At 46.8% G+C, this 12,944-nt stretch carries 9 protein-coding genes; 3 read left to right on the top strand and 6 right to left on the bottom strand.

Annotation, left to right across the window (positions count from 1 at the left end; genetic code table 11):
• Positions 1-850: 850 nt before the first annotated feature.
• From RDN79_RS03920 to uxaC, 3 genes are all read left to right on the top strand, one after another.
• Entirely contained in the window at positions 851-1,894 is a 1,044-nt protein-coding gene (locus RDN79_RS03920; RefSeq protein WP_186928405.1) for a sugar kinase, read from the top strand.
• A gap of 41 nt (positions 1,895-1,935) precedes the next feature.
• Positions 1,936-2,604 (top strand): bifunctional 4-hydroxy-2-oxoglutarate aldolase/2-dehydro-3-deoxy-phosphogluconate aldolase, encoded by a 669-nt coding sequence (locus RDN79_RS03915; protein ID WP_298554132.1) that lies wholly within the window; start codon positions 1,936-1,938, stop codon positions 2,602-2,604.
• A 191-nt stretch (positions 2,605-2,795) separates the two neighbouring features.
• Complete coding sequence (gene uxaC, locus RDN79_RS03910) at positions 2,796-4,199, top strand: glucuronate isomerase (protein WP_298554130.1); 1,404 nt, start codon at positions 2,796-2,798, stop codon at positions 4,197-4,199.
• A 66-nt stretch (positions 4,200-4,265) separates the two neighbouring features.
• Here uxaC and RDN79_RS03905 read toward each other — a convergent pair whose 3' ends face one another.
• The 6 genes from RDN79_RS03905 to RDN79_RS03880 all read right to left on the bottom strand — a co-directional run bounded on the left by RDN79_RS03905 (position 4,266) and on the right by RDN79_RS03880 (position 12,937).
• A complete protein-coding gene (locus RDN79_RS03905; RefSeq protein WP_298554128.1) occupies positions 4,266-4,733 on the bottom strand; it encodes a hypothetical protein in 468 nt (155 codons plus the stop codon).
• Positions 4,734-4,749: 16 nt separating this feature from the next.
• The gene (locus RDN79_RS03900; protein WP_298554126.1) at positions 4,750-8,349 is read right to left on the bottom strand and encodes a tetratricopeptide repeat protein; all 3,600 of its coding nucleotides are present in this window, start codon (positions 8,347-8,349) and stop codon (positions 4,750-4,752) included.
• Positions 8,350-8,356: 7 nt separating this feature from the next.
• Positions 8,357-9,160, bottom strand: a complete 804-nt coding sequence (locus RDN79_RS03895) for a metal ABC transporter permease (RefSeq protein WP_298554125.1) — start codon at positions 9,158-9,160, stop codon at positions 8,357-8,359.
• Between the two features lie 165 nt (positions 9,161-9,325).
• The gene (locus tag RDN79_RS03890) at positions 9,326-9,751 is read right to left on the bottom strand and encodes a phospholipase (RefSeq protein ID WP_298554123.1); all 426 of its coding nucleotides are present in this window, start codon (positions 9,749-9,751) and stop codon (positions 9,326-9,328) included.
• A 50-nt stretch (positions 9,752-9,801) separates the two neighbouring features.
• The gene (locus RDN79_RS03885; protein WP_298554120.1) at positions 9,802-11,025 is read right to left on the bottom strand and encodes a 3-phosphoshikimate 1-carboxyvinyltransferase; all 1,224 of its coding nucleotides are present in this window, start codon (positions 11,023-11,025) and stop codon (positions 9,802-9,804) included.
• A 343-nt stretch (positions 11,026-11,368) separates the two neighbouring features.
• Complete coding sequence (locus RDN79_RS03880; protein WP_298554118.1) at positions 11,369-12,937, bottom strand: glycoside hydrolase family 28 protein; 1,569 nt, start codon at positions 12,935-12,937, stop codon at positions 11,369-11,371.
• Between the last annotated feature and the right edge of the window lie 7 nt (positions 12,938-12,944).

The raw sequence follows: 12,944 nt of genomic DNA, 5'->3' as shown, positions 1-12,944 counted from the left end.
CATTACCTTGCTTTGCAATAAACTTACTAGCTTTAACACATGAACTGCCCCGAAAGTGACGAAGAACCAAGTTTTCGGTAAATCCTCTATCACTCTATCACGAATCATTCTTAAAACTTTAACAATCAAGGCATATAGGTAGTGATACAGGATGTTTTCCTCTATCACTACAGTATCACTTCTCTATCACTCCTAAAATAGGGCATTTTTAATATATAATTGACAATCACGTAAATACCATATTCGTCTTCAAAAAATGATATAAAAACATTCGAACAAACAAATGCAAAAACGAATATAACAAGTATTAAAAAGCCGAATACGACTCTTCATTTCGTAAAAGCCATCGCTTTTTTTAGCAGAAGCAATTACATAATATCACAAACACCCCCATGTTGCCATCCTTTACACCCCCATGTGCCATTCTTCACATCCGAATGTAGAGAACCTATACACCCGGGTGTTAAAGGGGTAACATACAGCACTCATACAACTTATAATATACTTATATGTAATCATATACAAACATAATACCGTTTTCCCTCTGAATAACCAGTGATAGAGGAGTGATAGAAAAGTGATAGAAGAGTGATAGAGAAAACGGGCATGTATCACTAATAAAACGATTGAATATCAATGAACAACAAGAATTCAGTGATACAGTGACAGAGAAAACGCGAAAAACAGCATATAATACGGTTCTGTGTTTGTCTTTCATTGGTACACTATCAATCGATTTACTGATTTTGGCATTACCCTGTGAAGATTTACAATGTTTTCGCGCACACACTGTGCTTATTTAAAAATAAACTCCTATTTTTGTGACCTGAACACATTATAAACCATAGATATGGATAAGAAAGTAATAACCTTTGGAGAAATCATGCTTAGACTGGCCACTCCAGACTATCTCCGTTTTTGTCAGAGTGATAAATTGAATGCTACCTTTGGTGGCGGTGAAGCAAACGTTGCCGTATCATTGGCTAACTATGGTATTGCGACCGAGTTTGTAACCCGTTTGCCTAAAAACGACATTGCGCGCGCTTGCGTGATGGATCTGCGTAAATATGGTGTAGGGACTTCTCACATCGTTTACGGCGGCGACCGTTTAGGCATCTATTTTCTGGAAACAGGTGCTGTAGCCCGTGCCAGCAAGGTTGTTTACGATCGCGCTCATTCGGCTATCTCCGAAATCCAACCGGGAATGGTCAACTGGGAAGAAGTATTCAAAGATGCCTCTTGGTTCCACTGGACAGGTATCACGCCGGCGATCTCCCAAGGCGCTGCGGATGCTTGCCTCGAAGCGATCCAGGTGGCAAACCGTATGGGCATTCCCGTATCATGCGACATCAACTATCGTAAGAACTTGTGGAAGTATGGCAAAACCGCCTCTGAAGTGATGCCGGAACTGGTTGCCGGTTGCGATGTAATCTTAGGGAACGAAGAGGATGCAGAAAAAGTTTTCGGCATCAAACCGGAAGGTTTTGACGTGACAGCCACGAACGGCGAAGTGAACGCTGCCGAGTTCGAATCCGTATGCACACAGCTGATGGCTAAATTCCCGCGTGCAAAGAAAGTGATCATTACCTTGCGCGGCGCCATCAATGCGAACCACAATACGTGGGGCGGCGTTCTCTATGCCGACGGCAAACTGTACCAGTCCCGCCGTTACGACATTACGCATATCGTTGACCGCGTAGGCGGCGGCGACTCTTTCATGGGTGGTTTGATCTACGGCCTGCTGACTTATACGACTGACGACCAGAAAGCACTTGATTTCGCTGTTGCTGCTTCTTGCCTCAAACACACGATCTACGGCGACTTCAACCAGGTAACTGTCGATGAAGTCGAAAAACTGATGGGGGGAGATGCTTCAGGGCGAGTATCGAGATAATTAAAAATTAAGAATTAAGAATTAAAAAATTAAATCTTTTCATGGCAAGATTCAATAAAATGCAGGTACTTGACGCAATCGTCAGTACAGGAATGGTTCCTGTTTACTACAATAAAGATGTAGAAACTGCAAAACAGGTGGTAAAGGCTTGTTACGAAGGTGGCGTTCGCGCTTTCGAATTTACAAACCGTGGTGATTTTGCACACGAAGTTTTTGCCGAACTGATCAAGTTTGCCGCAAAAGAATGTCCGGAATTAATCTTGGGCGTAGGCTCTATCGTTGATCCCGGAACAGCTTCCTTATACTTGCAATTGGGTGCGAACTTCATTGTCGGCCCGTTGTTCAATCCGGAGATCGCGAAGGTTTGCAACCGTCGCCTCGTTCCGTACACTCCGGGTTGCGGTTCCGTATCGGAAATCGGTTTCGCCCAGGAAGTAGGTTGCGACCTGTGTAAGATTTTCCCTGCCGGAAACGTTGGCGGACCGTCTTTCGTGAAGAACATCAAAGCTCCGATGCCCTGGTCCATGATTATGGCTACAGGCGCAGTAGAGCCGACAGAAGAAAACCTGTCGGCCTGGTTCAAGGCTGGCGTGACTTGCGTAGGCATGGGTTCCAAGCTGTTCCCGAAAGAAATGATCGCTGCCGGAAACTGGGAAGCCATCTCGACACTCTGCCGCGATGCGCTGGCTACTATCCAAAAATATCGGTAAACAATGGGGGTGTGTCATTAATCTGTATATTAGAACACAGATAACACAGATGAGACGGATTCACACAGATTGATTATAGTAAATCAATAAAATAAAAATCTGCGGTTATCTGTTGAATCTGTGTCATCTGCGTTCTATTTTATATTTTGACACACCTTCTTCAATAAATCATAAATCTAAAATCATAAATCATGAAATCCTTTCTCGATTCCAATTTCCTGCTCCAGTCGGAAACAGCGCAGAAACTGTATCACGAACATGCAGCGAAAATGCCAATCATCGATTACCACTGTCACCTGATCCCGCAGCAGATAGCCGATAACTATCAGTTTGCCGACCTGACAGAGATATGGCTCGGTGGTGACCACTACAAATGGCGTGCCATGCGCGCAAACGGTGTGCCCGAAGAATATATCACGGGAGACAAACCGGCTTACGAGAAGTTTGAAAAATGGGCGGACACGATGCAGCATGCCATGCGCAACCCGTTGTATCACTGGACCCACCTCGAACTCAGCCGCATCTTCGGCGTTGACAAGGTACTGAACCCGCAGACAGCCCGCGAAATATACGACGAATGCACTGCCAAACTGCAAACCCCCGAATTCCGCGCCCAGGCAATCATGGAACGGATGAACGTGGAAGTGGTTTGCACGACCGACGATCCGATCGATGATCTGAAATACCACGCCGCAATCCGCCAAGGCAGCCTGAAGACAAAGGTTCTTCCTGCCTGGAGACCGGACAAGGCGATGGCAATCGAGAATGTCGATACGTACAACGAATATCTGACCAAGTTGGAAGCTGCCGCCGACAAGTCGATCCTGAACTTCAAGGATCTGATCGATGCCTTGCAGAAACGTCACGATTTCTTCGAATCACAGGGTTGCAGCTTGTCCGACCACGGTCTGACGACTTTCTATGCCGAACCGTACACGAACGCCGAAATCGAAGCGATCTTCCTGAAAGCCCGCATGAAAAAAGAGCTGACAGCCGAAGAGATCGACAAATTTCGTTCCGCCATGTTGTACGAGTTTGCCGTCATGGATGCCAAAAGCGGCTGGGTACAGCAGTTCCATTATGGCGCGACACGCAACAACAACGCCCGCATGTTCAAGAAGCTGGGACCGGATACCGGCTACGATGCGATCGGCGATGCAGAAGTCGCTACCCCGCTGGCCCGTTTCCTGAGCCGTTTGGACGAAGAAGGCGTACTGGCCAAGTCCATCTTCTACAACCTGAACCCGCGCGACAACGAGTTGTTGATGACAACGATCTACAGCTTCAACGACGGCACGGTTCCTGGTAAAATGCAATATGGTTCCGGCTGGTGGTTCCTGGATCAGATCCACGGCATGGAGAAACAGATGAACGCTTTGTCCGACTTAGGGTTGCTGAGCCGCTTCGTCGGCATGCTGACCGACTCACGCAGCTTCCTGTCTTACCCGCGTCACGAATACTTCCGTCGCATCCTGTGTAACATCCTGGGGCGCGAAGTGGAAGACGGCCTGCTGCCAGCATCCGAACTGCCGTTCATCGGTAAGATGGTGGAAGATATCAGTTATAATAACGCGAAAGGGTATTTCGGGTTCTAAGCATCGGAATACAATAATTCAAAGAAATGCCGGGCGATTTGTTTATCATTTTCGTCCGGCATTTCTTTAAAATTCAAAGCAAATAGCAATCACCGGCTCTTGTCGCCGAATTGTTCTCCTCATAGCCGGACCAGGCACAGGCTGACTACCGGCACCGATTGAAAGAGCCTTCTTTTTGTTTTTTGACGAACAGATAAATAGCGGAACACTGGCTCCACACAAACCTATGGAGGTAACCAGCAAACCCGCATCTATGGGATCTGAAAAAGTTGAATTTATAGCAGCACGAAGTGCGCCCCAAAAAAGCAACGTCCCCACTCCCAATCCAAGGCTGACACCTCCTGTGACCTTAAGCAGTTTCGCTTTCCGAGTATATTTCAGGAAATCGTTTCCTTCATTCCGATAACTATCCATGCAGGAAAATGATAAGTCATTTACCTCAATCTCACTTCCATTTACCATCTCGGAACCTTTTGCCTGAAAAGGGAGCAATGAGATCAGAACGAGATATAACAATATATAAAGATGTCTCATAATAAGCCTTTTTATTTTACCGCTTCCGTTTCGCCTTAGCCGCCGCCTCTTTGGCCTTTTGGGCTTCGCGGCGGGCTTTCTCTTTGGCTTTCAGCTTTTCTTTGTATTCGCGTTCCTTCTGCTTGCGCTCTTTTTCCTTTTGCTTCAGGCGATCCTTGTACTCACGTTCTTTCTGCTTGCGCAGTTCTTCGCGGGCTTTGAGCTTCGCTTTACGTTCGGCTTCGACCTGTTGCTGTTTGGCTTTACGGTCGCGTTCGAGCTGTTTTTCGCGGTCGGCTTTTGCTTTCAACAAGGCTTCTTCTTCCGCTTTTTGCTTCTTCAGAAGTTCTTCGTTCTCTTTTGCTTTCTGTTCCTGCAATTCTTTCTCGGCTTTTTGCTGGGCTTCAAAGGCTTTGCGGGCTTCTTCCTTACGGGCTTCGGCTTCGGCGGCTTCGCGCTTGCGGAGTTCTTCGATCTCTTTCAACGTGAGTTCCTTCGGTTGCTCGACAGGAGCGACAACAGCAGGAACGGTGTCGGACGATGTCAGAGCAACCGTATCTTTAGCCGCAGGCTGTACGGAAAGGGTATCTGCATCCGCAGGAAGGATCGTTTCTGCTTTACGGACAGTCGTCGTGTCGGCCGGCGATACAACTGCCTCTTCTGCTGCCTGCTGCTTCTGTTGTCCTTTCGGGCGGACAGTTTTCTTAACGGGTTCCGGCTTTTCTTCCCGGATTTCCGCAGCCGGTGTTTCTTCCGGAATATCTTCAGAATCCTGAGCTTCGGCCTCTTCCGCCTCAGCCTTCGCCTCTTCCTCCTTGATCTGTTCGGCAGTCATGCGGGCTTTCCAACGGGTGGCCAGTTCAGGAGCTGCCTCGCCGAAGTTTTCCTGGAAGAACTCGACATATTCCTCAAGCGTCTTTCCTCGCATCAACGTTTCATAGTTGTCGTCGGAGATCGGAAGGATGGCGACATTCTTATCCAAAGCTGCCGCATACCCGTCTGCTCCGTAGATCATCTTATAATAATGTAGGATCTCATCCAAGTTGAAGAAGCCGTGGATCGTCAGCATGCTCATCGGACCGGCTTCCTCGAAGCTCAGGTCGAACTCTTTCACCATAAAGTTGGCGAAGTTATAAGCGGCTACGGCAAACAACAACTGGTTCCGGTCGATCGTTCCGGCCGGGTACATCAGCAACATCCGGTACGAAGTATTCGGCTCGGCGGTAAAGACACGCGCCGAGTCGGCTGCAGAAAGCGTGCCGTCGTCACCGACACCGAAACGCAGGTTCCAGCTCATCCCCTTGATGCCGCCCTGGACCATCATGCGGCCGCGGAGAACGCCTTTCAGCATTTCACCCGCCAGTTCCGTCACGTCGGCGGTCGGATATTTCTCAACCAACGCTTTCAACGCGTTCTTGAAACCTTCGGCATCCCCGGCCTGCACATAGCTCAAAGCGTCGAGGAACATGAACTTGGGCATCAGGTCTGCCAACGGATACTTGGCACTGACATCACGGTAATTGCGACGGACGGTGACCGTATCTTCCGCCAGATAGCTCTTATAAGTTTCCTGATAGATCGAATCCTGCACCCGATCCATCATCCGGATATTATATTCATAATTGGGATCGGCAATCGCAACCGCATAATCCGATTCAGGGAAAGCCGTGATCAACTTGTTCTTATAGGCCGCAGCCAGCACTTGGTTGCCGGAACGGAGCGCCATCAGATAGACCTGGTAATAACTTTCCAGCAGATGGTTATGCTTCGGGAAACGACGTTCCAGTTCTTCAAAGGCTTCGGTCGCGAGCGGGATGTCTTCGAGCTTGTCCTTATAGATCATGGCCATGTTATAGAGGCCATCCTCTATGATAATATTGGAGGCTTCGATATCTTCGGGTGTCAACGGAAGCTGCTGGATGTAGTATTCGCGCGTTTTCGGATCGTCGGAGGCAACAGGTTCCAGACCGGCTTCGAGCGAATCGGCCGCCATTTCGCCCGGTTCACCCGTTTCCCCTTCGGGTGTATTCTCATTTTCATTCCCCAAATTCTCGTTGAAAGTGGACATTTCCTTTTTACGGCGACGCCAGTTATCTTCCAGTGCCCGCCGTCCCCATTTACGTTGGAAAGCGGTTTTTCCCTGCGACACGGCTTGGGGATTATAGAAATAGAAACCGGCTCCCCCGGATGCCGTCGGCAATGTGATGCCGCCCGTCTCCGTTCCCGGACGGTCGATGCCCGTACCTTTTGCCTCTTGTTCCGCCAGATAGGCTTCTTTCTCGGCAAGCGCTTTGGCCTCTTCCTCTTCTTTCTTCACCTGTTCGATGACCTTGTCGATCACGGCAAGCCGTTCCGCCTCCGGCATTTTGGCAAGGGTTTGCAAACTATCCTGCAAATGGACCGCCTCCACATGCACGACCAACTCGTCGAGGATGGCGGACAGCTTGGAGACCCGTTCATAGTCTTTATATTCTTTCCGGATGCCGGACAATGCACCGCTGAAGTTCGGCTGTGCCTTGACATAGTCGCGCTTCTGGAAATAAAGATCGCCGAGCTTGATCTGGCAGATCGCCTTGTCCAAGCCGTTCTGAGTACTCTTCTCCACGCCCAACTCATAGTTCTTGATGGCATTGACCGTATCTTCCCGGCTCATATAGACGTTGCCCAACGCATAATAGACCTGGTCGAGCAGGTCCTTGTTCTTATCGCTTTTCGCCATCCGCTCGAGCATCTTGACCACCTTCTGGTAATTTCCTCCGGTAAACACTTCGGTCTGGCGGATGCGGGCGGCAAATTCCAGTTCATACGGCGGATTGGCTTTGATCACCTGTCCGAACATCTGGTAGGCAAGTCCGTTTTGTTCCTGTTCGGCGTAAATCTGTCCTAACAGGTATTTCATGCGGGTACGCTGGCGACGGTTCTTCTCCGCTTTGATCGCGGTCTTGAAGTAGGGGACCGCCTCTTCGTATTGTTTTTTCTTCACCAGGTAATCGGCATATACCGTCGCATACTGGTTCAGGTTTTTCCGGGGAATGCCATTTGTATTCAACTTTCCTAAGATATCTTCGGCTTCATAGAACCAGTCCATCTCGGAATAGCAACGGGCTTGCCAGAGACGGGCTTCGGCCACCACTTCCTCGTCATGGGCATAATGACGGGCTATATAGGAAAAGGTAGCGGACGCCTGCAGGAAGTCGGCGTTATAGAACTGCGCCTGCCCCATCATCAACCAGCACTTTTTGAGGAACGGGTTGTATTCTTCCTGTTCCTGCCAGGCACGTTGCTTGGGATCGTTGCGCCATCCCGGTTTCTTAGGCGGCTTTGCCTTGATGGAGTGGAGCTTGATCGCTTTATTGCTTTTCTCGATCGCCCGGTCGAAAGGGCCTCCCGTTTCTTGTTTGTCTTTGGGCTGCGCACTGACCGGATACATCAGGATCATGTCGGAATAGCTTTCCTTGTAGCCGTTCTGCATGGAGAGCAGCGCTTCGTCAAACGATGTCTTTCCGTTGAAATAGATATTATAGCGGGAATTAAAGGCATGATAGAAGCGGCTTGCCTTAGTATTCTTTTTCGTACTGCAAGACCAAAACAAAGAGACAATCAATAATGCGATTATATAGTAGAAACCTTTCTTCATTTCCCCTTTAACGCTTCAGAAACGCTTTTATTGCCTTGACTACTAAAAAGAAAAGGACAAGGACAAGAATAATAAACGCCCCGGAAGGCACATTCAGAAAATAAGAAAGGACAAGCCCGGCCACACATCCCAGGAAACCGATGGCAATACTTCCGAAAATGATCTTCTTGAAGTCTGACGTAAAAAGGTTCACCGTGATCTGCGGAAGCGTCAGCAAACTCATCAGAAGCATGATCCCGACCAGACGGATCGAAAGGACGATCGTCAGGGCGATGCAGCACATCATCACATATTCTATCCACTTGACGGGCAATCCTTGCGTCACGGCAAAATCACGGTCGAACGCCACATACACGATCTCCCGCAGGAAAAGGGCAAAAAGGACGACCAGCAACAACGCCAAAGCGGCAATCCAGATAATATCGCCCGTCGAAACCGTCAGGATATTCCCAAAAAGGTAGGCGGAAAGGTTCGGAGCGTATCCGGGCGTCAGGAAAATGAAGATCACGCCCAATGCCATCCCCAACGACCATATCCCGGCAATGGCCGAGTCTTCACGCACATTCTGCGTCTTGCTCACCCACTCCACCCCGAATGCGGAGAGCACGGAAAACAGCATAGCCATCAGGATCGGATTCATCCCAAGATAGAACCCCAACCCCAGTCCTCCGAAAGAAGCATGCGTGATACCTCCGCTGATAAAGACAAGCCGCCGCGACACGATATACGTCCCGACAATACCACAAGCGATCGCAGTCAGCAGGCTACCCAAAAGGGCATGCTGGAAAAAACCATATTGAAGCAAATCCATTTTCTATCTTCTTATATCCTTTTTTATGGTTCCCCGGCAGGAAACTCTCGTTTCATAGGCGGGAAACTTTTGTTTCATAGGCAGGAAACTCTCGTTTCCATAGCGGGAAACTTCCGTTCCCATAGCGGGGAATTTCCGTTTCCACGGCAAGGAAACTCTAAGTACCTAATGTACACGGCGTTCGCCGACGATTAAAAAAGCTTCATCCTTCAGCGCATCCGGCAGATTAATCGCACGCAGTTGCAGGCTGCGCAACCAACCGGCCACCTCCATCTCTTGCAACGTATAAAGCACATCACGAAACTCGTTCACGGCATCTTCATCATATGCATCGGCTTCGACTCCCTGGAAGCGGTCCAGTTCTTCATCATCGTAATACTCGATCCGCTTGCTGACCGCAGCCAACAGACTGTCGCGTTCGCAGGTTTCATGCTGTCCGCAACATTCGTCCTCCGCAGTCAGTTCCCGGGCTTCGGGGATTTCGGCAATCTCCCCGCGCTCCAGCATCTTCTGTAGTTTCCGGTTCCGGAAATAACCGGCAATGGCAGCAAGGATACCCAGTACGATGATTCCGATTATAATATACCACATATCTTAATACTCTTTTAAATTCTTACTCCGATTTGACGCAGGGCGTGCGTCTATTCCTCGATTTGAAAACCCGTAGAACGCAGATCTTCCCAATAATGCGGATAGCTCTTGCTGACCACCTGCGGATCGGCAATCTCGATTCCTTCCGGCAAAACGAGGGCGGCAGGTGCAAATGCCATTGCCATACGGTGATCTTCGTAGGTCGCGATAACCGGATGCGTTTCCGGCTCACACCGCTCGCCGTTCCATTCCAAGATACTGTCGTTCCGGTCTGTCAGGAGATACCCTAACTTGCGAAGCTCCGTCTTAAGCGCTTCGATGCGGTCGGTTTCCTTTATCTTCAGACTTTGCAAACCGGTAAAGCGGAAAGGGATATTTAATAACACACAGGTCACGACAAAGGTTTGAGCCAGGTCCGGCTCGTTTACGAAGTTATAATTCAGTTTTTTTGTCCTGTTCCCGTTGTGCTTCAAGATAACGCCCCGGTCCGTATAAGTCGTGCCCACGCCAAGCTGCGCAAACAGTCCGGCTCCGGCGGCATCTCCCTGCAAACTGTTCTTAAACAGTCCCAACAACTCGATCTCGGCATTTCTCGACAACGCCATCATGGAATACCAGTAGGAAGCGGCGCTCCAGTCAGATTCGACGGTAAAGGGTATCGGACGATAATCCTGCGGTCTTACCTGAATGGTCTGCCCGTTCCATTCCGCCTTTACCCCATATTGCTCCATCAACTGCAACGTCAGGTTAATATAGGGTTTTGAAATGACAGCGCCTTCAAGATGCAAGGTCAGCCCGTTCTCCATCAGGGGCGCGATCATCAGCAACGCCGAAACATACTGCGAACTGACCCCGCCGGCAAGCGAAATCTCGCCTCCCTGCAACGCACTTCCGAAAATGCGGAGCGGAGGATAGCCTTCCTTCTCCATATATTCCACCCGCGCTCCCAGCGCGTTCAGCGCATCCACCAGTATCTTGATCGGCCGGTTCTTCATCCGCTCCGTCCCGGTAATCGTCCACTCGCCCACCACTTTAGACAAAAAAGCCGTCAGGAACCGCATCGCAGTCCCCGCGGCTTTTATATCAAAGTCACGATCATTCGAATTCAACGCCTTCACCATCACCTCCGTATCATCGCAATCCGACAAATTACGGATCTCATACGGACTATAGCTCAACGCATTAAGTATCAACGCACGATTACAGATACTCTTGGATGCGGGCAGCTTGACGGAAGCTTTCAGTGAAACAGGAGACTTTATTGTATAATTCATACCTTTGCATTAAAATGGAGTACAAAAGTACGGATTTTATTGGGAAGATATGACTAATATTGCTCTGATATCGCTATTTTAATAATTCTCCGACAATCATTATTTTCTCCCAATAAATATTCATTCTATTTAGTATCCTTGATCCGAGATACAACTTCAATAATAACAAATTCATCTTTTCAATAAGTAATTGAAAACAAGGGCACATATCTTCCATTCAGATACGGCCCTTGAAAAGTTGATCAATCAAACATACGCTATATCTGTAAGAAATAAACCATACCGCTGAATAATTTGACAAGCATATCACAACATTAGCTATAAAATTTGTAAACAATTCAAATTACCTCTGTTTAATATTTGAAGACAATCCTTTAATTTCTTTCAGTGTTGAATGTGATATAGGAGACAAAATATTCGTCACCTTAGAAAAATCATTTCCTATCAAACTTATATCCTTCACATTATCTCCTAACAAAAGAAAGGATGTGTTCATTCGTGGTTTACAATTTGTCACAAAAACTCCACTAACATCTTTCAAACAAATAATTGCAGGTGCACTTTCAGAAATCTTCGCTTTCAAAGAATGGATATAAATATCACTCACATCCTTACAATAAATCGCAGGACGCACATCTTCTTCAAGATAATCCAACTGAATATTATTCAGATATAAATCTTTCACATACCGACAGTTTAATCCATAAGCTGGAGTTACACCATAATTGGAATATTCTGGATAGACCGATACTTTGTCATCAATTTCTCTTCTCCAATCTTCTTCTGTTCCTCCACCAGCAAATTGTAAATTAATATTATTCAGTGTAACATTCTCCATTTCATAATCAGGAACACCGACTATACTTATACCTATACGTTGATCATGTTCTGCTTTGTGATAAAAGACAGATGTATCTGCTTTCCAACATCCTATGCCATCTGCAATAATATTGGATATCATTACATTTCTCAATATCCCAGGAGTATCTCCTTTTCTATGCCCCAATTTCATAAATATACTACCATTCACATTGTGCATAGTAATATTATTGATCGTTATTCGATCGATAATTCCCCCATCTACCATTTGCAATGTGATTCCTGATAAGCGTGTATCATAAATCACACAATTAGATATAGTTATATCTTCAAAGCCTCCATCTCCCCTGGTTCCGAATTTAATTCCATTCGATTCACTTTTTGCAATGCAATTAGTAATAACCGCATTTTTTACCCCAATATCACAATGGCTTTTCAGACAAATGGCATCATCCCCCACATCAAAATAACAATTGGAAACTTTCACACTATGACAATCTACGATATCCAAACCATCATTATTGGCAACAATCCGACTTAATACAGTCAAATCATCAATTGTTACATAATGACATTGATCCAACATAATATTCCAAAAAGCACCATTCTTAATCGTAAAATCTTTCAACTTCACGTTAGAAGACTGATTTATCGCAATAGGATAAGGTCTATTAGGTAATCCATTAAACTTATCCTTACTCTGAAAAACCGAATGTCCTCCATTGCCATCAATAGTACCTCGACCAGATATAGAAATATTATTCTGTCGATAAACATAAATTAATGCTCCCCGCTCTGTATTTATAGACGAATAGTCACTCATATTAGGACTTCCTTTCAAAACAGCCTGAGCTTCCAGATATAATTCTACATTACTTTTTAATATTACTGTTCCCATTAGAAATATACCATTCGGGATATAGACTTGTCCGCCTCCATCTAAAGAGCACTGATCTATAGCTTTCTGAATATACTGAGTATTAATAGTTTTGTCATCTCCTTTGGCTCCAAAACCAGTAATATCGTACTTTTTATTAGCATATATCGTAAAACATATTCCAATGCAATAAATAATAAAAATTACTCTTCTCATTTGTTTT

The organism is uncultured Parabacteroides sp. (genome assembly GCF_902493135.1).
GTDB lineage: Bacteria > Bacteroidota > Bacteroidia > Bacteroidales > Tannerellaceae > Parabacteroides.
Note: the sequence above shows the minus strand (reverse complement) of the source record. Positions and strands in the feature narration are given on the sequence as shown.

Bases quoted from the DNA above. Each gene is read 5' to 3' on its own strand.
- RDN79_RS03895 (WP_298554125.1), bottom strand. From the start codon at position 9,160: ATGGATTTGCTTCAATATGGTTTTTTCCAGCATGCCCTTTTGGGTAGC.
- RDN79_RS03920 (WP_186928405.1), top strand. From the start codon at position 851: ATGGATAAGAAAGTAATAACCTTTGGAGAAATCATGCTTAGACTGGCC.
- RDN79_RS03885 (WP_298554120.1), bottom strand. From the start codon at position 11,025: ATGAATTATACAATAAAGTCTCCTGTTTCACTGAAAGCTTCCGTCAAG.
- RDN79_RS03905 (WP_298554128.1), bottom strand. From the start codon at position 4,733: ATGAGACATCTTTATATATTGTTATATCTCGTTCTGATCTCATTGCTC.
- uxaC (WP_298554130.1), top strand. From the start codon at position 2,796: ATGAAATCCTTTCTCGATTCCAATTTCCTGCTCCAGTCGGAAACAGCG.
- RDN79_RS03880 (WP_298554118.1), bottom strand. From the start codon at position 12,937: ATGAGAAGAGTAATTTTTATTATTTATTGCATTGGAATATGTTTTACG.
- RDN79_RS03915 (WP_298554132.1), top strand. From the start codon at position 1,936: ATGGCAAGATTCAATAAAATGCAGGTACTTGACGCAATCGTCAGTACA.
- RDN79_RS03890 (WP_298554123.1), bottom strand. From the start codon at position 9,751: ATGTGGTATATTATAATCGGAATCATCGTACTGGGTATCCTTGCTGCC.
- RDN79_RS03900 (WP_298554126.1), bottom strand. From the start codon at position 8,349: ATGAAGAAAGGTTTCTACTATATAATCGCATTATTGATTGTCTCTTTG.